Below are 16,443 nucleotides of genomic sequence, written 5' to 3' on the forward strand. Positions count from 1 at the left end.
TCCCCTCGGCGTGAAGCAGTTCGTCCATCGACGGCGCCTCGGCGTCGGCGACCTCGACCACCTTGGGCCGGCGCACGATCTCGGTATAGGCGTAGAACCGGTCGGCGACCCCCGCCAGCTTGACCTCGGCGTCGTTCCACCCGTCCCCGACCATGACGATCGGCCGCGGCAGGTTCAGCGCGGCAATCACCTTCGGCTTGCCGTCGGCGTGCGACAAGGGATTGGCGTCGTCGACCCCGGTGACCCGCCCCTCTGCGTCGTAGGTCAGGTCGTTGCACAGCACGCGATCTGCCGCCACGCCCAGCCGTTCGGCGACCGGCGCGATGATCTCGCGGAAGCCCCCCGACAGGACCACGATCCTGTCCGCATTTTCCTGGAAGAAGCGCAGGTTCCGCCGGACCGACGGCGTTCCCTCATCGAGAATGCGGTCCGCCAACGTCTCGACGTGTGCCTTGGTCAACGGCAGCAGGGCCAGCCGTTGACGCAGCGCCTCGCCGAACCCGATCTCGCCCGACATGGCCCGGTCGGTCAGTTCGGCGACCCTGGCACGGACAGCGTCAGCCTCGGCTGATCCGTCCAGCGCGATGTCGGCGAGCGCCTCCAGCGTCTCGATCCGGACCAGGGTCGAATCAAAATCGAAAACGAAGGTGGGGGTGGGCGCGCTCATGGCGCCCTCCTACCCCCTCGCTCGCAACTGCGGCAACGATGATTGCTAAGCCGGCGGCCTAGAATTTGGCGATACGACGCACCCGACTGTCCGGGCGGCGCGATTCCAGCACTGCCGCACCGACCGCCGCCGCGATCGTGGCGACGGCCAGCAGCGCACCGCCTTCGCGCGCGTGATCACGGCCGTACTGGACCCCGGCGTCGGCATAGCCCCGCGCCCGCTTGCCCGCCTTGTCGGCGTATCCGCGCGCGGCCCTGGCGTATTGCTTGCGCTTGCCGCCCGAGATGGCATCCCGACCGCGCTGGAACAGGCTGTCGGCGGTGTCGCGCGCGTCTTCGCGCAATGAGCCGGCCCGATCGCCCAGATCCTCGGCGGCACCCGTCAGGCCGCGCTGGATGTCCTCGAACCGATGACGCAGAGCTTCCGCATCGATCCACCCACGCGGGTCAAGCCGATCGCGGATCGTCTCGTACCGGCGCGGCCCCGAACGCTGCATCAGCAGGACGGTTGCGATGGCTGCCGTCGCGACCAGGGCCACCGTGCCTGCGGTGATGCCGGGGTGTTTGCGCGCTTCGGCGACGACGCTGAACTGTCGAACCATGGGATAATGAACCTCTTCGTTGAGGCCGTCCTCGGAGGGCTCGTAAAGACCATCCTCATACGACCAGTCGTCGGAACCCCTGTCCCGCTTCAACACAGGAGCGAACCGCGCGAAGAGTGGTTCCGCGATCCCCGGCAAAGCCGAATAGAATGCGGCGATCAGCCGCCCGCCGCCCCCCACCGTGATCTCTCGCGTCGGATGGGTCGCGCACCACAGGATGGCGTCGGCCACCACATGGGTCGCATAGACGGGCTGGGGGCTCTGCGCCGCATATCCGGCCAGGTTGCGGGCGTGCCGGTCATAGGGCGAATCCACGGCCGCCGGTTTGACCAGGCTCAGCGAAATCGGGGCGGCATCGCGGATCAGCTCCATCCTCAACGCATTGGTGAACCCCTTCACCGCATGCTTGGACGCCGAATAGGCCCCCCGGATCGGGGCCGGCGCATCCGATAGGGTCGAGCCCACATTGATGATCGCCCCCCCGCCCGGTCGGGCTTTCAGATGCTCGGCGGCGATCGTCGATCCGTTGACCACGCCCCAGTAGTTGGTCTCGAACAGCCGTCGCTGATCCAGCAAGGAGGTTTCCAGGACGCTGCCGATGATCGAGACCCCGGCATTGTTCACCCAGGTGTCGAACCCGCCAAACAGCCGTCGGCACTTGTCTGCCGCCTCGGCCAGGGCGTCGAAGTCGCCGACGTCGGCGATGGACCACGCCGCCCGCCCTCCGTCCCTCTGGATTTCCTCGCACAGCGCCTTCAGGTCGGTCTCGCCCCGCGCGATCAGGAACACACAGGCCCCGGCCCGCGCCGCTCGCCTCGCCGTGGCCAGGCCGATGCCCGAGGTCGCACCGGTGATCACGATCGCCTGCTGGTTCAGCGGCTTCAGGGTGGGCTTTACGGACATGATCACGCCTTCGTCTGTCGGCTCCCGCGGCCGGTTCGGAACAGGCCGCCGGTCGTGCCGGTTCCCCACCCCTTATCATAGGCCGCGCCTCTGCCTATCTTGACGCGCTCCCCAGACATTGCCCGGACCCGAAGACCCTTGCCCTATTCCGCGCCCACAGACATCTCGACCGCGACCGACAACCTGGCCGCCGCCTTCCAGATCGAGGGCTGGCCTGTGCGCGGCCGCCTGGTCCGGCTGGGCTCGGCGGTCGACGAAATCCTGTCGGCCCACGCCTATCCCGAAGCGGTCGCGGCCCTGCTCGGCGAAGCCTGCGCGCTTGCCGCCCTCGTCGGCTCCAGCCTCAAGTTCGAAGGCCGGTTGATCGTTCAGGCGCAAGGCGACGGCCCCGTCCGCTACGTCGTCGCCGACTATGACACCTCCGGCACCTTGCGCGGCTACTGCCGGTTCGACGAGACGGAGGTCGCCGCCGCCTCGACCGGCTTCGCCCGTCCCGGTGCCCAGACTCTGCTGGGCAAGGGCGTCTTCATCATGACGCTGGATCAGGGCCCCGACTTCGAACGCCACCAGGGCATCACCCCGATCGAGGGCGAGAGCCTGAGCCTGTGTGCCGAACACTATTTCGCCCAGTCCGAACAGGTCCCCACCAAGGTCCGCCTCGCCGTGGGCCAGGTCATCGGCGACGACGGTGTCGCCCGCTGGCGTTCGGGCGGGGCCATGATCCAGATGGTCGCCGGCGACGTCACGCGCGGTTCGACCGAAGAGGTCTGGGACCGCACCCGCGCCCTGTTCCAGACGCTCGGCGACGACGAGCTGATCGATCCCACGATCACGCCCGAAACCCTGCTGTTTCGCCTGTTCCACGAGGACGGCGTTCGCCTGGAACAGCCCCTGCCCTTGGCCGCCGTCTGCCGCTGCTCGCCCGAGCGCATCGTCGGCGTCCTGGGCTCGTTCTCGGAGGCCGAACGCGCCGACATGGTCGAGGATGACGGCAAGATCCGCGTCACCTGTGAATACTGTTCGACCGTCTATGCGCTCGATCCGGCCGAGGTGGCGAGCGCCGAGGATTCGTGAGAGGCTGACGCCATGAGCGCCACCCGCAAGATCGTCATCGAGGTTCCGGAAGCCCTCGCCCTGCGGCTGGCGGCCGAAGTCGAGGACGCGGGCTACGAGAACGTAAGCGCGCTGGTCGTCGAGAGCCTCGAAGTTCACCTCGACCATTCTCGGTACGACGGCAGCAATCCTGGGATCGAATCTTGGCTCCGCGAACAGGTTTTGCCGACGATCGAACGCAAGGACCGGGAGAAGACGCCTGGGATACCGGAGAGCGAAGTCCTGGCTCGGCTCAAGGCGCGACGAGCCTCCCGCAAGTCGGCGGCATGAAGACCTGGGACATCGTCTATGACCCTCAAGCGCTTGAAGATCTAGAAGATATCCATGATTGGGTGTCCCGCCATGCCAGTCCCCGTGTGGCTGATCGATACGAAGAGAGGATCGTCGCTTACGTCAGACCTCTGAGGAATTTCCCGAACCGGGGGGCGCAGCGAGACGATATCTCGCCTGGTGTTCGCATCGTAGCGTTCGAGGAAAGAATCGACATCGCGTTCAGAATGACTGCCGATCACATCGAGATCGTGCGATTCCTTTACGCCGGTCGTCAGTTCGACAGCCGCTGAGCCCTACCCTTCCAGATCCAGCGAATACCCTGCCGACCTGACCGTACGGATCGGATTGGCGCTTTCGCCCACATCCAGCGCCTTCCTCAGCCGTCCGACGTGAACGTCGACCGTCCGCGCCTCGACATAGACGTCCGAGCCCCAGACCGCGTCCAGCAACTGTTCGCGGCTGAACACCCGACCGGGATGACGCATGAAATGGTCCAGCAGCCGGAACTCGGTCGGGCCCAGGTGGACCTCGGTGCCGCTGCGACGGACGCGGTGCGCGACGCGGTCGATGACGATGTCGCCATGACCCACCCGATCGTCGGCCAGACCGGGACGGATCCGGCGCAGCACCGCGCGGATCCTCGCGATCAGCTCGACCATCGAAAACGGCTTGGTCAGATAGTCGTCGGCACCGGTGTCCAGACCGCGAACCCGGTCCGTCTCTTCGCCCCGTGCGGTCAGCATGATGATCGGCAAGTTGCGCGTCTCGGCCCGCCCGCGCAGCCGCCGGCAGACCTCGATCCCCGATACCTTGGGCAGCATCCAGTCCAGCAGCACCAGGTCAGGCTGACGCTCGTCGACCTGGACCAGGCCTTCCTCGCCGTCCGAGGCGATGACCACGTCATAGCCTTCCTTTTCCAGATTGTACTGGAGCAGGGTCGCCAGGGCGTCCTCGTCTTCCATCACCAGGATATAGGGCTGCATCCAGGGCTCCCTTGTCAGGCTTGCGGCAGGGTGTGGGTGTGCGTCAGGCCGGTCTCGGACGCATCCGGCGCGCCGCGCGGCCGCTCGCCGATCATCTCGTCGCCGGTGATCTCATAGTGGACGGTCTCGGCGATATTGGTCGCGTGGTCGCCGATCCGCTCCAGGTTCTTGGCCATGAACAGCAGATGGGTGCAGGCGTTGATCGTGCGCGGATCGCCCATCATGTAGGTCAACAGTTCGCGGAACAGGGCGTTGTAGTGCTCGTCCACCTCGTCGTCCGAGGCCCAGACCGCCAGGGCCCCGTCCAGTTCGCCCGACGTATAGGCGTCCAGCACGTCACGCAGCCGCAAGCTCACCAGGCGACCCATCCGCTCGATCGACCGCGTCAGGGGCTGCATCGGCTCGGTCTCGGCGACGGCCAGGCCGCGCTTGGCGATGTTCTTGGCCAGGTCGCCCGTCCGCTCCAGATCGGTCGCCAGCTTCATCGCCGACAGTGTCTTGCGCAGGTCAGACGCCACGGGCTGGCGCAGGGCGATCAGGCGGATGGCCTTCTTCTCGATCTCGCGGTGCATGACGTCCAGCTTGGCGTCGCGGTCCACGACCGCGCGGGCCAGGGCAATGTCGCGCCGGGCCACGCTTTCGACCGCATCGGCCACCTGGGCCTCGGCCAGACCGCCCATGCGGGCGACCTCCGCCGTCAGCTGGTTCAGCTCGTCGCCGTACGCTTTTACAGTGTGCTGGTTCATCAGCCGAACCGTCCCGTGATGTAATCCAGCGTGCGCCGTTCGCGGGGATTCGTGAAGATTTCCTCGGTGTCGCCGGTCTCGACGATCCGCCCCATGTGGAAGAAGGCCGTGCGTTGAGACACCCGCGCCGCCTGGGCCATCGAATGGGTGACGATGACGATGCAGTACCGCTCGCGCAGTTCGTCGATCAGTTCCTCGATCTTGGCCGTAGCGATGGGGTCCAGCGCCGAGCAGGGCTCGTCCATCAGGATGACTTCAGGCTCGACCGCGATGGCGCGGGCGATGACCAGACGCTGCTGTTGACCGCCCGACAGGCCGGTGCCCGCCGAATGCAGCCGGTCGGCGACCTCGTCCCACAGGCCGGCGCGCTTCAGCGAGGCTTCGACGATCCCGTCCAGTTCGGCCTTGTTGGTCGTCAGACCGTGGATCTTGGGGCCATAGGCGACGTTCTCGTAGATGGTCTTGGGAAAGGGGTTCGGCTTCTGGAACACCATCCCGACCTGGGCCCGCAGCAGCACCGGATCGACGGACTTCGCATTGACATCCTGGCCGTCCATGTCGATCCGGCCCGTCACCTTGCAGCCCGGGATGGTGTCGTTCATCCGGTTCATGGTGCGCAGGAAAGTCGACTTGCCACAGCCCGACGGGCCGATGAAGGCGGTGACCGTCTTGTCCGGAATGTCCAGCGAGACGTCGAACAGCGCCTGTTTGTCACCGTAGAAGACCGACACGTCGCGCGCCGCGATCTTGGTCGGGCCCAGGGGCGCGAGATTGGCCTTGACCTGGGGTGCCCGCGTCGTGCCGGGCACCGCGCTGTCCGTCGCCTGCTGGGGCTCCAGCATCGAGACATCGCGCGACGTATCGACGGCACCGGGCAGGACCTGACCGCCCATCATGGGCGTATCCAGCGGATCACCGGGGCCGCCATCACGGCCTTCGGGGGCACGGTTCGGGGTGTTGAAGAACGGAAGTTTCATAACTCTACCACCGGCGTTCGAAGCGCCGACGCAGCACGATGGCGGCGGCGTTCATGACGATCATGAAGGCGAGCAGGACCATGATCGCCGCTGCGGTCCGCTCGTGGAAGGCGCGCTCGGAGGCGTTCTCCCAGATGTAGACCAGGGACGGCAACGCGCCGGTCGGCTCGTTGATGGCGTGCGGGATGCCCGGCACGAAACTGACCATGCCGATCAGCAGCAGGGGCGCGGTCTCGCCCAGGGCATGGGCCATGGAGATGATGGTGCCCGTCATCACGCCCGGCATGGCCAGCGGCAGGACGTGCTGGAACACCGTCTGGGTGCGCGACGCGCCCATGGCCAGGGCGGCCTCACGGATCGACGGCGGCACCGACTTCAGCGACGACCGCGTCGCGATGATGATGGTCGGCAGGGCCATCAGCCCCAGAACCAGACCGCCCACCAGCGGCGACGAGCGCGGCAGGTGCGCCCAGTTGATGAACACCGCCACGCCCAGCAGGCCGTAGACGATCGACGGCACGGCCGCGAGATTGTTGATGTTGACCTCGATCAGGTCCGTCAGCCGGTTCCGCGCCGAGAACTCTTCCAGATAGACCGCCGCCCCCACCCCGATCGGGATGGCGATACAGGCGGTGACCAGCAGCATCAGCGCCGATCCGATCACGGCACCCAGCACCCCGGCCAGTTCGGGCTCGGTCGAGTCGCCGTTGGTGAACAGCGCGCCGTTGAAATGGGTCCGGACCGATCCCTCGGTCTTCAACCGGTTCAGCCAGCCGATCTGTTCGTCCGACAGCCGGCGCTGGTCGGACGGGGTGTCGATCGAAATCTCGCCCTTGTAGAACAAGTCGCTCTCGTCGGCGGCGGGTGCCGAGATGGTCACCGTCTGGCCGATCAAGGCCGGGTTCTCGCGGATCAGGGCGGCGGCCCGGAACTTGAGTTCCGACGAGAACAGGCCGCGCATGGCCGTGGCCTTGGTGCCCCGCGCATCGTCGGCGATGCCGTATCGGGCCAGCTGCTGCTCGGCGACCAGCAGTTCGAAGTTGGTACCCTGCGGATAGGCCCGGTCGATACGTGCGGGGTCCATATAGACCGGCAGGGTGATCTCGTGCGCGTAGAAGGCGGTGTAGCCTTGGGTCACGATCCGGCCGAGCAGCAGCAGCAGGAAGCCGATGGCGATACAGACGGCCAGCACGCCGTACATCTTGAACCGACCCTCGCGGGCATAGCGCCGCTTGAGCCCGGCCTTGAGCCGACCTGCGCGCGCGACGTCCGCCGCCGGAACCGTGGCTGAAGTCGCGTCAGTCATACTGTTCCCGATAGGTCTGGACGATCCGCTGGGCGACGATGTTGAGCACCAGGGTCACAAGAAACAGCGTCAGGCCGAGTCCGAAGGCCGCCAAAGTCTTCGCGCTGTTGAACTCCTGATCGCCGGTCAGCAGGGTGACGATCTGCACCGTCACCGTGGTCACCGTGTCGAGCGGATTGAGCGTGAGCCTGGCCGCCAGACCCGCCGCCATGGTCACGATCATGGTCTCGCCGATGGCCCGCGACACCGCCAGGATCATCGCCCCCGAAATGCCCGGCAGGGCGGCCGGCAACAGCACCCGCTTGACCGTCTCCGACCTGGTCGCACCCATGGCGTATGAGCCGTCGCGCAGCGACTGCGGCACGGCGTTGAGAATATCGTCCGACAGAGACGACACGAACGGGATCAGCATGATCCCCATCACCGCGCCCGCCACCAGCGCCATCTGGTTCTGCACCAGCATCAGATACTGGCCGACCCCGTCCAGAGGCCCGCCGACCAGCCAGCCGCCGATCGTGTTGAAGAAGACCCGGAACGCCGGCCCCACCGTCAGCGCCGCGAAGAACCCGTAGACCACCGTGGGCACGCCCGCGAGAATCTCGAGCACCGGTTTGATCACCGCCCGCGAGGTCCGGCTGGCGTATTCCGACAGATAGATGGCACTGAACAGCCCGACCGGTGCCGCGACGCACATGGCGATCAGCATGATCAGGAAGGTGCCGGCGAACAGGGGCACGGCGCCGAACGCGCCGGACGATCCGACCTGATCGGCCCGGATGGCGATCTGGGGCGACCATTTGGTCCCGAACAGGAACTCGGTCACCGGCACCGACTGGAAGAAGCGCAGCGAGTCGAAGATCAACGAGAACAGAATGCCGACGGTCGTCAGCACCGCCACCGCCGAACAGGCCAGCAAGATGCCGCCGATCCAGCCCTCGACCCGGTTCCGAGCACGCAGGGAGGGCTTGATCTGCAACACCGCGAACAGGGCCCCCAGTGCCGCCGCGACGGCCGCCGCGATCAGGGCCCCGGTAGTCAGGACCGTATGGACCTGCGCCGACCTGCGCCCCTCGACGATCAGGGCCTCGCTCAACGGGGCCAGCCAGATCTGTTGTGGAACCTGACCCTGACCGACACGGCGCGCATCGTCGAAGAAGGCTTCGCGCTTGAAGGTCTCCAGCTCATTGACCTCGGCGGGGGCCCCGGCGGCGATGGTCTGATAGGCGATCGGCTCGGCGAAGATTCCGGCCGCGATCAGGATGACCAGGGCCGGTACCCCGACCCAGATCATCGCATACAGGCCATGCTGGGTCGGCCGGGAGTGGGCCTTGACGCCCGCAGCAGCCGCCCGGCGCGTCGCCAGCCGGCGTCCGCCGACGAAGGCCAGCGCCGACAGCGCGATCAGGATCGGCAGGAACAACCAGATCATCGGGGAGCAGGGGTCGCCAGAATCGCAGCGCGGCGAGGGCCGGCTTTCAAGGGCCGCAATAGCCTCGGGTGGCGAGCGGATTACGACGGCTGGGTGACAGTTCTGTTACGGCGCAGGTTGAAGCATCTGCGCACCCGTCTCCCGCGCTGCAGGCGTCGCCACCGCCCCGGCCGCCATCGGGAAATAGGCCGTGAATCCCGCGCCTTCGCCCACGGCGCTCTCGACGACGAACCCGCCACGGTGCCGATTGACGATATGTTTGACGATGGCGAGCCCCAGACCCGTCCCGGCCCGCTCTCCGCCGCTCTTTTGACCCTCGACGCGATAGAACCGCTCGGTCAGCCGGGGCAGGTGTTCGCGCGCCATGCCCGGCCCGTGATCGCGAACCGTGACCGCCGCATACAGCACCCCCGCCTCACGATCAGGCGTCAGCAGCGACATCCGCGTCGCCCCTTCGGTGCGCGGCCCCGGTGCCGCGTCCAGCGTCAGTCCGCGTCGGATCGCGATCTCGACGACCTGTCCGGGTGCCGAGTACTTGATCGCATTGTCGGTCAGGTTCTGGACCACCTGAACGATCTCGTCGCGATCCGCCTCGATCGACGTCGCACCAGGCTCTGCCTCCAGCACGATCGCGACGCCCTTTTCCTGCGACAGCACGCTCAGCGCATCCACGACGTCCGACGCCGCGAGCGCCAGATCGACGCGCCCGGACGGCGGGATATGCTCGTTCAGCTCGATCCGGCTCAGCGACAGCAGGTCGGCCACCAGCCGCCCCATCCGGTCCGCCTGGACCCCCATGATGTCCAGGAATTTGTCGCGCGCCTTCGGGTCGTCCCGGGCATGGCCCTTCAGCGTCTCGATGAACCCGCTCAGCGAGGCGAGCGGCGTCCTCAGCTCGTGGCTGGCGTTGGCCAGGAAGTCGACGCGCATCAGCTCCATGCGCCGCACGTCGGTCTCGTCATGCAGGCGCAGCACCGCCAGCCGGTCGTGCGGCCCCAATGCCGACTCGGAGCCCGGCTCGGACCTCAGCGGCTCGACCCAGGCGCGCCAGTGCCGGTCCCGCGATCCCCCGGCCGCATAGCTGGTCGTGCGGTCCACCCCGCCGAACAGGGCCTCGTCCACCGCTTCCAGCACCCCGGGGTCACGCACGGCCGAAACCAGCAGCGCACCCTCCCGGGCAATCTTCAACAGGTCGCGCGCCGCGCCGTTGGCCAGGATGATCCGCCGACCGGCGATGTCATCCGCCTCGCCGCCGCTGACCACCATGACCGGATCGGTCATGGCCTCGAACACACTGTCCAGCAGCGCCATACGCCGCGCATCCCAGGCGCCGTCACCCCGGCCGTCCGCGACGATCGCGCTCGACGCCGCCGGGCGTCGAATGGCCAACCAGGCGCTCAGGGCCACGATGGCGGCCCCGCCGACCAGCCAGATCGCAATCTCGGGGTGGACGACGGCCAGAGCCAGCATGATCACGACTGCCAGCCCGCCCGTCGCGACCTCGGTCCACAGACGCGACGACGCCAGGGGCGCGACGGGAGAAGGCGACTGTTCGTAGGGCATTACGGCCGGCAAACCTCGGAGCACCGGAGCGGCAGGCCCCGATTCGATCCTCATAACACGAGGATGGCACGGCTTGATGACCGTTACGGGCACCGTCTTCAGCATCCCGGGCACCGGTTTGTTTACCTGTGAAGGTTAGGGTGGGGCCAGGAGCACGAACGACCTTGGACGACCTTCTCTACTGCCTTTCCGTCGAACACGACTGGCGCTACGTCGTCGGGGCGGTCGTCCTGTGCGTGGCCGGTTTGGCCACGACCGTGGGCCTTCTTTCACTGGCGCGGTCGAGCGGCCGTGGTCGCGGCATCATGTTCGGTGCCGGAGCCACCGCGATTTCGGCCCTGACCGTCTGGGCGACCCATTTCCTGGCCATGGTGGGATATCGCGGTGTCGCCGAGGTGCGGTACGACGGCCTGATCACCCTGTCTTCGCTGGTCATCGTCTGCGTCGGCTTCGCCGTCGGGATCGCCCTGCTGATGAGCCGCCCTGGCAAGGCCGGCCGGGTTGTCGCGGGTCTGACCGCCGCAGCCTCGACCACCGCCATGCACTTCGTCGGCCTGTCGGCCGTCACCATCCAGGGCGCGCGGATCGAGTGGCAGATCGGTCCGACCGTTCTGGCGGTCATCGCGGGCATGGCGATGGCCAGTCTCATCGGCTTCATACGGGTTGTCCCGCGACAGCTCAGAGCGGGCGCGGCAACGCTGCTGGGATCGTTGACCGTGGCGACCCTGCATTTCGGCACGATGGCGGCCATGGTGGTCACCCCCGCGCCGGTGACCGTCGTCGGCGACCTGTCCCAGTCGACGTTGCAAATCACCCTTCTGGCTGCCGTCATCGTGACCGTCATCTTCGCCGCCTTCATGACGGGTATCGCCTACTGGTCGCGGACCAACAGCCTGGCCCAGCTGCGTGAAGCCATCGAGGGCATGCCGGACGGCCTCGCCTTCTTCGACGACGAGGATCGGCTCGTGGCGTGGAACCAGCGCTATGCCGAGGTCAACCCCGAGCTCAAACCCCACCTCAGGCCCGGGATCACCTTCGGCCAGCTGGTCGAGGCGGGCCTGACCACCGACACCTATGTCGAAGCCTTTGGCCGTCGCGACGAATGGCTGGCCGAGCGCATGGCGGCGCGTCTCGTGGGGTTCAGCACCATGGAACAGCGCATGGCCGGCGATATCTGGCTCAGGGTCCAGGATCGCCGCACCGCCGACGGCGGGACCGTCACCGTGGTCAACGACATCACCGACCTGAAGCGCGACGCCATCGCCCTGGCCGAGGCCCGCGATGCCGCCGAAGCCGCGACCCAGGCCAAGTCCGCCTTCCTGGCCAATATGAGCCACGAGATCCGCACCCCCCTGAACGGCGTCATCGGCCTGGCTCAGGCGCTTGCCCGCACCGACCTGACCCCCGAACAGTCCGAGATGCTGGAGCTGATCCAGTCCTCGGGCCAGACGCTCCAGACCCTGCTCAGCGACATCCTGGACCTCGCCCGCGTCGAATCCGGCCGCGTCGAGATCGCCGCCCAACCCTTCCTGCTGTCGCGCGCCGTCAGGGAGGCGGCCCAGCTCTATGCCGCCTCGGCCGCCGACAAGGGGCTGCAGTTCTTCTGCGATATCGAGCCGGACGCCGACACCTGGGTCCTGGGCGACGCGGTCCGGGTCAAGCAGATCCTGACCAACCTGGTCTCCAACGCCGTCAAATTCACCGGCCAGGGCTTCGTCAGCCTGACGGCCGCCACCGCGCTTTCGCCCGACGGCGAGCCCTTCCTGCGCTTCACGGTCGAAGATACCGGCGTGGGCTTCGACGCCGAGGCCCGCGACCGTCTGTTCAACCGCTTCGAACAGGCCGACGCCAGCATCACCCGCCGTTACGGTGGCACCGGCCTGGGCCTGGCCATCTGTCGTCAGCTGGCCGAAATGATGGGCGGCGCCCTGGATTGCGAGAGCGAGCCGGGCGGAGGCTCGGCCTTCATCCTGACCCTGCCCCTGATCCAGGCTTCCCAGCCCACGGCGGCAGCCGGCCTGGACGCCTCGATCGAGCCAGAGCGTGAAGGCGGTGGCGTCCGTGTCCTGCTGGCCGACGACCACCCGACCAACCGCCGCGTCGTCGAACTGATCCTGGCCCAGGCCCACGTCGACCTGACCTCGGTCGAGGACGGGGCCCAGGCCTTCGCCGCCTTCTGTGCCCAGCCGTTCGACCTGGTCCTGATGGACATGCAGATGCCGGTCATGGACGGGCTGACCGCCACCCGGGAAATCCGCGCCCACGAGGCCGCCATGGGCACAGCGCGGACGCCGATCGTCATGCTGACCGCCAACGCCCTGGCCGAGCACGTCGCGGCCGGTCAGGCGGCCGGAGCGGACGCCCATTTGTCCAAGCCCTTCAGCGCCGAGGATCTGCTGACCCTCGTCGCCGAATGCGCCGCTGCCGATCCGCGCGCGATGGCGGCCTGACCTGAGCCCTTCCGGCTATTCGTAGCCGTGGGCCGCCTCATTGATGACCTGTGACGGCATGCGCGAGAAATCGACGCTGATCGGCTGGGCCGCCTTGGCTTGGAAGGTCTTGATGACATGCTCCAGACGCCGCCGGACCTCGGTCGCGGCCTCCGAACTGTCATCCAGCTCCAGCGGAGCCAGACAGAAAGCGATGATGGCCTGAGGCCGGCTGAGCGGTTCCATGGTGGTCTCCATTCGTGCGCCGATGCGCTGTGAGCTCAGGAAACACGCCACAGTCACAATAGATACCGATAGAGCCGCGATCACAGTGTCATTTTGTTAAATCATGACCTTTCGATTTTAGTCATTTCATGACAACCTGCCGTCATGGAGACCACGGATCGCAAGCTCTTCCTCGGCGGCCGACTGAAACGGCTTCGGCGCAGCCTCAACCTGACCCAGACCGGCATGGCCGCCGACCTCGCGGTCTCGCCCAGTTACCTGAACCATATCGAGCGCAACCAGCGCCCGGTCTCCGCCCAGCTCCTGCTGCGTCTGGCCGAGACCTATGACGTCGATCTGCGTGAGCTAAACCGTCCGGCCGGTCAGGCGGGCGAGGCCGAACTGGCCGAGATCTTCGCCGACCCCCTGTTCAAGGGTCTGGCCGTCCCCCGGCACGAAATCCTGCAACTGGCCGACGACGCTCCCGCCGCAGCCGACGCGGTGCTGCGCCTGTACCGCACCTTCACCGAGGCCCGCACCCGCGAGCGGATCGGAGCCCGCGACGACGCGACCGACCACACCCCCGCCGACCGGGTCCGCGACTATATCCAGTCGCGTAACAACCACTTCCCCGACCTCGACCTGATGGGCGAGGCCCTGCACGCCGACCTGACCCGCAACGCCACCGGCGAAGAGGTCGAGGCCCTGGCCCGCCGCCGCCTGGCCGACCGGCACAACCTCGCCGTCCGCGTCATGCCGGCCGAGGTCATGGTCGAATGGACCCGTCGTTTCGACCCGCACCGCCGCCGCCTGCTGATCTCCGAAAGCCTCGGCCACGCCTCGCGCGCCTTCGCCGTCGCCTGCCAGCTGGCACTGTCGGAACACGAGGCCGACCTCGAAGCCATGGCCGACGCCGCCGACATGCCCGACCCGGCCTCGCGCCGCCTGGTCAAGGTCAGCCTGACCAACAGTCTGGCCGCCGCCATCCTGATGCCCTACGCCGCCTTCCACCGGACGGCCGAGGACACCGGCTATGACCTCCCCCGGCTCCAGGCCCGGTTCGGCGTCAGCTTCGAACAGGCGGCCCAGCGCCTGACCACCCTGTCGCGCCCCACCGCCCGCGGCGTGCCCTTCTTCCTGATGCGGGTGGACCAGGCGGGAAACGTCTCCAAACGCTACGCCTCGGCCGCCTTCCCCTTCGCCCGGTTCGGCGGCTCCTGCCCTCGCTGGCGTCTCTATTCGGCCTTCCGCACGCCGGGCCGCCTCGTCACCCAGATCATCGAGACCCCGGCCCAGGACGGAAAGCCCGCCGGCCAGTGGTTCACCCTGGCCCGCACCGTCGACCGCCAGGGCCGCGACGCCTTCTCGGAGGGCGCCGACCTCGCCATCGGCATCGGCTGTGAGCTGAAACACGCCCACCGCCTGTCGGCCGCCCGGGGCATCGACCTGGCGACGCTCGACGTCACCCCCATCGGCCCCGCCTGTCGCCTGTGCCACCGCCACCCCTGCGCCGAACGCGCCGCCCCCCCGATCGACCGCCCCCTCGCCGTCGACGACTGGTCCAAGTCGGTCAGCCCCTATCCGTTCGCGGGGGCGTGATTGGCGCGTCGCTGACACAGTGGTATCGTCGGTCATGGCCGACGGCGCACCCAACCGAACCTTCACCCTGACGCTGGACGCCACCCTGGCTTCAGAGTTCGAGAAGACCGCCCGCGAGGCGGGATCGGATGCCGAGGGCTTTCTGTTCGATATCGTCGTCGACACCCTGGCTCATCGGCATCTCGGCGACCTCAGAACCGACGCTGCCCGAAAATGGCAAGACGAGCAGGCGGCTGCTGCCCTTGCCGAGTATGACCGAACCGGCGAGTACATCACGCTTGAGGACTGGTCGGCGGAATTGAAGGCCGATATCCGCCGACGTCTCGACGCCAAATCTTGACACTGCCCGTACGCTTCAGCCGCGCATCCCAGGCCGATCGCGAACGCCTTGCCGCCTTTCTCGCCAGGAACAGCCCACAGGCCGCCGAAGACGCCGCCGATGCGATCACCACGGCCATTGCACGTCTGGGCGCTTTTCCGATGCTGGGGCGTTCCGTTGCGTCGGGCGACCGCGAATTATCCGTGAAGTTCGGCAAGGCTGGCTACATCGTCCGCTACCGCATCGATCCGGACGCCGTCGTCGTCGCCCGAATTTTCCACATGCTCGAGCATCGCTGAGCCGCCTCAGCCCAGCACGATCTTCCCGCCCTCGACCCGGTGCGCCACCCCCGTCCGCTGGAACAACCGCCCGATCACTGCGCCGGGATCGGCGACGCCTCGGTCCAGCATCCGTTCGATATCAAGCCTCAGTGACGGATCGCGCGCCGTGCGGGTCAGGGCCGAGAGCCACTCTTCGCGCGACAGCACCTCATCGCGGCCTTCACCGCGCTGGAAGTCGGCGATGACGTCGAACCAGTCGCCGCCATCCCGCTCTGTCCTCGCCGCCTCGAACGCCATCGCCCAGACCGCGCCACAGGCATAGTAGGCCCGGTTGTCACCACGCTCGCCCGCCGTCACCACGGGCTTGCCCGCCGCGAAGGTCACGCAGTCGTCCACCTCGCGCTGCAACTCGGCGCGCGCATCGTATGACGGATCGATCGCCGAGATCGCCCGCACCGCCATCAGGTCGGCCCCACCCTCTGTGATCCAGGCGTCGCGCGCGAACTCGTATCTCAGCCCGTTCGACCCCAGCCAGAAATGCGCCGCCTCATGGCCGATGAACCACCGCGCCCGCGACAGGGCCGCCGCATCCGGGTGCAGCACGCCCTCGCCCTCGAAATTCATCGAGATCAGCCCGGGCAGGACACTGCCGCCCATGCTGGACAGACGCTCGGTCGGCCCCGTCCACGACACCATCAGGGTCGGTGGCCCGCCAGCTGAGGGCCCCAGCCGCTCGGCATAGTATCCCATGACCCGCGGCGTAAACCCGGCCAGTTCCTGCCCCAGCCAGGTCGGCAGGCCGGGATCGATCACCGTGGTCACGCCCGAGCCCGAACGCACCCGCGCCTGACCGAACAGCACATAGGTGTCGGCATCGACCTCCACCGGTTCGGCGATCCGCTCACCCTTGAACAGCACCGGCCCCGCCCGGTCGCGCCAGCGGACACGCGCCGGCCCCGTCCCCGGCAGATCGATCCCGTTCAGGTCCAGCGGCAGGGCCCTCGCCTCCTCCACCGAGGCCAGCGGCAC

General features: G+C 67.6%; 16 protein-coding genes and 1 pseudogene. 7 read left to right on the forward strand and 10 right to left on the reverse strand.

Annotated features, from left to right (window positions below; genetic code table 11):
* Positions 1 to 136: 136 nt before the first annotated feature.
* Positions 137 to 667: pseudogene (locus tag ACILQR_RS01840) on the reverse strand (HAD family hydrolase); the annotation flags it as partial.
* Positions 668 to 725: 58 nt separating this feature from the next.
* Positions 726 to 2,171 (reverse strand): SDR family oxidoreductase, encoded by a 1,446-nt coding sequence (locus tag ACILQR_RS01845; protein ID WP_395649820.1) that lies wholly within the window; start codon positions 2,169 to 2,171, stop codon positions 726 to 728.
* 138 nt (positions 2,172 to 2,309) lie between these two features.
* On the opposite strand from ACILQR_RS01845, the gene ACILQR_RS01850 reads away from it, so the two are divergent.
* Genes ACILQR_RS01850 through ACILQR_RS01860 form a run of 3 tightly spaced genes read left to right on the forward strand, consistent with a single transcriptional unit; the run spans position 2,310 to position 3,847 of the window.
* Positions 2,310 to 3,245, forward strand: coding sequence for an Hsp33 family molecular chaperone (locus tag ACILQR_RS01850; protein WP_395649821.1), 936 nt, complete (start codon positions 2,310 to 2,312; stop codon positions 3,243 to 3,245).
* A 12-nt stretch (positions 3,246 to 3,257) separates the two neighbouring features.
* Positions 3,258 to 3,554 (forward strand): hypothetical protein, encoded by a 297-nt coding sequence (locus tag ACILQR_RS01855; protein ID WP_395649822.1) that lies wholly within the window; start codon positions 3,258 to 3,260, stop codon positions 3,552 to 3,554.
* Positions 3,551 to 3,847, forward strand: a complete 297-nt coding sequence (locus ACILQR_RS01860) for a type II toxin-antitoxin system RelE/ParE family toxin (protein WP_395649823.1) — start codon at positions 3,551 to 3,553, stop codon at positions 3,845 to 3,847. The genes ACILQR_RS01855 and ACILQR_RS01860 overlap by 4 nt, the downstream gene beginning before the upstream one ends.
* A 3-nt stretch (positions 3,848 to 3,850) precedes the next feature.
* On the opposite strand, the gene phoB is transcribed toward ACILQR_RS01860, so the two are convergent.
* The 6 genes from phoB to ACILQR_RS01890 form a co-directional block, all read right to left on the reverse strand.
* On the reverse strand, positions 3,851 to 4,540 hold the full coding sequence (gene phoB / locus ACILQR_RS01865) for a phosphate regulon transcriptional regulator PhoB (protein ID WP_271146951.1): 690 nt from the start codon (positions 4,538 to 4,540) through the stop codon (positions 3,851 to 3,853).
* 14 nt (positions 4,541 to 4,554) lie between these two features.
* Positions 4,555 to 5,286, reverse strand: coding sequence for a phosphate signaling complex protein PhoU (gene phoU, locus ACILQR_RS01870; protein WP_271146950.1), 732 nt, complete (start codon positions 5,284 to 5,286; stop codon positions 4,555 to 4,557).
* On the reverse strand, positions 5,286 to 6,128 hold the full coding sequence (pstB, locus tag ACILQR_RS01875; RefSeq protein ID WP_395649834.1) for a phosphate ABC transporter ATP-binding protein PstB: 843 nt from the start codon (positions 6,126 to 6,128) through the stop codon (positions 5,286 to 5,288). The genes phoU and pstB overlap by 1 nt, the downstream gene beginning before the upstream one ends.
* A 139-nt stretch (positions 6,129 to 6,267) precedes the next feature.
* The gene (pstA, locus tag ACILQR_RS01880; protein ID WP_395649824.1) at positions 6,268 to 7,569 is read right to left on the reverse strand and encodes a phosphate ABC transporter permease PstA; all 1,302 of its coding nucleotides are present in this window, start codon (positions 7,567 to 7,569) and stop codon (positions 6,268 to 6,270) included.
* Positions 7,562 to 8,998 carry a phosphate ABC transporter permease subunit PstC gene (gene pstC, locus ACILQR_RS01885; protein ID WP_395649825.1) on the reverse strand — a complete coding sequence of 479 codons (1,437 nt, stop codon included), beginning with the start codon at positions 8,996 to 8,998 and terminating at the stop codon, positions 7,562 to 7,564. The genes pstA and pstC overlap by 8 nt, the downstream gene beginning before the upstream one ends.
* A 105-nt stretch (positions 8,999 to 9,103) precedes the next feature.
* Positions 9,104 to 10,561 carry a sensor histidine kinase gene (locus ACILQR_RS01890; RefSeq protein WP_395649826.1) on the reverse strand — a complete coding sequence of 486 codons (1,458 nt, stop codon included), beginning with the start codon at positions 10,559 to 10,561 and terminating at the stop codon, positions 9,104 to 9,106.
* Positions 10,562 to 10,725: 164 nt separating this feature from the next.
* Between ACILQR_RS01890 and ACILQR_RS01895 the strand changes: the two genes are divergently transcribed.
* Positions 10,726 to 13,011 carry an ATP-binding protein gene (locus ACILQR_RS01895; protein WP_395649827.1) on the forward strand — a complete coding sequence of 762 codons (2,286 nt, stop codon included), beginning with the start codon at positions 10,726 to 10,728 and terminating at the stop codon, positions 13,009 to 13,011.
* A 15-nt stretch (positions 13,012 to 13,026) separates the two neighbouring features.
* Here ACILQR_RS01895 and ACILQR_RS01900 read toward each other — a convergent pair whose 3' ends face one another.
* A complete protein-coding gene (locus ACILQR_RS01900; RefSeq protein WP_292152418.1) occupies positions 13,027 to 13,236 on the reverse strand; it encodes a hypothetical protein in 210 nt (69 codons plus the stop codon).
* A 144-nt stretch (positions 13,237 to 13,380) separates the two neighbouring features.
* Between ACILQR_RS01900 and ACILQR_RS01905 the strand changes: the two genes are divergently transcribed.
* Genes ACILQR_RS01905 through ACILQR_RS01915 form a run of 3 tightly spaced genes read left to right on the forward strand, consistent with a single transcriptional unit; the run spans position 13,381 to position 15,432 of the window.
* Positions 13,381 to 14,814 (forward strand): short-chain fatty acyl-CoA regulator family protein, encoded by a 1,434-nt coding sequence (locus ACILQR_RS01905; RefSeq protein WP_395649828.1) that lies wholly within the window; start codon positions 13,381 to 13,383, stop codon positions 14,812 to 14,814.
* Between the two features lie 34 nt (positions 14,815 to 14,848).
* Positions 14,849 to 15,154 carry a hypothetical protein gene (locus ACILQR_RS01910; RefSeq protein ID WP_395649829.1) on the forward strand — a complete coding sequence of 102 codons (306 nt, stop codon included), beginning with the start codon at positions 14,849 to 14,851 and terminating at the stop codon, positions 15,152 to 15,154.
* The gene (locus ACILQR_RS01915; protein ID WP_395649830.1) at positions 15,151 to 15,432 is read left to right on the forward strand and encodes a type II toxin-antitoxin system RelE/ParE family toxin; all 282 of its coding nucleotides are present in this window, start codon (positions 15,151 to 15,153) and stop codon (positions 15,430 to 15,432) included. Before ACILQR_RS01910 ends, ACILQR_RS01915 begins: the two co-directional genes overlap by 4 nt.
* Before the next feature lie 6 nt (positions 15,433 to 15,438).
* Here ACILQR_RS01915 and ACILQR_RS01920 read toward each other — a convergent pair.
* Positions 15,439 to 16,443, reverse strand: a 1,005-nt coding sequence (locus ACILQR_RS01920; protein ID WP_395649831.1) for a hypothetical protein, incomplete at its 5' end; no start/stop codon positions are given.

The sequence above is a fragment of the Brevundimonas sp. genome (assembly GCF_044239655.1).
Classification (GTDB): domain Bacteria; phylum Pseudomonadota; class Alphaproteobacteria; order Caulobacterales; family Caulobacteraceae; genus Brevundimonas.

What these genes read in the sequence shown, in the direction of transcription:
- phoB (WP_271146951.1), bottom strand. Translation starts at nt 4,540, where the DNA reads ATGCAGCCCTATATCCTGGTGATGGAAGACGAGGACGCCCTGGCGACC.
- pstB (WP_395649834.1), bottom strand. Translation starts at nt 6,128, where the DNA reads ATGCTGGAGCCCCAGCAGGCGACGGACAGCGCGGTGCCCGGCACGACG.
- ACILQR_RS01845 (WP_395649820.1), bottom strand. Translation starts at nt 2,171, where the DNA reads ATGTCCGTAAAGCCCACCCTGAAGCCGCTGAACCAGCAGGCGATCGTG.
- ACILQR_RS01900 (WP_292152418.1), bottom strand. Translation starts at nt 13,236, where the DNA reads ATGGAACCGCTCAGCCGGCCTCAGGCCATCATCGCTTTCTGTCTGGCT.
- pstC (WP_395649825.1), bottom strand. Translation starts at nt 8,998, where the DNA reads ATGATCTGGTTGTTCCTGCCGATCCTGATCGCGCTGTCGGCGCTGGCC.
- ACILQR_RS01910 (WP_395649829.1), top strand. Translation starts at nt 14,849, where the DNA reads ATGGCCGACGGCGCACCCAACCGAACCTTCACCCTGACGCTGGACGCC.
- ACILQR_RS01860 (WP_395649823.1), top strand. Translation starts at nt 3,551, where the DNA reads ATGAAGACCTGGGACATCGTCTATGACCCTCAAGCGCTTGAAGATCTA.
- pstA (WP_395649824.1), bottom strand. Translation starts at nt 7,569, where the DNA reads ATGACTGACGCGACTTCAGCCACGGTTCCGGCGGCGGACGTCGCGCGC.
- phoU (WP_271146950.1), bottom strand. Translation starts at nt 5,286, where the DNA reads ATGAACCAGCACACTGTAAAAGCGTACGGCGACGAGCTGAACCAGCTG.
- ACILQR_RS01905 (WP_395649828.1), top strand. Translation starts at nt 13,381, where the DNA reads ATGGAGACCACGGATCGCAAGCTCTTCCTCGGCGGCCGACTGAAACGG.
- ACILQR_RS01890 (WP_395649826.1), bottom strand. Translation starts at nt 10,561, where the DNA reads ATGCCCTACGAACAGTCGCCTTCTCCCGTCGCGCCCCTGGCGTCGTCG.
- ACILQR_RS01855 (WP_395649822.1), top strand. Translation starts at nt 3,258, where the DNA reads ATGAGCGCCACCCGCAAGATCGTCATCGAGGTTCCGGAAGCCCTCGCC.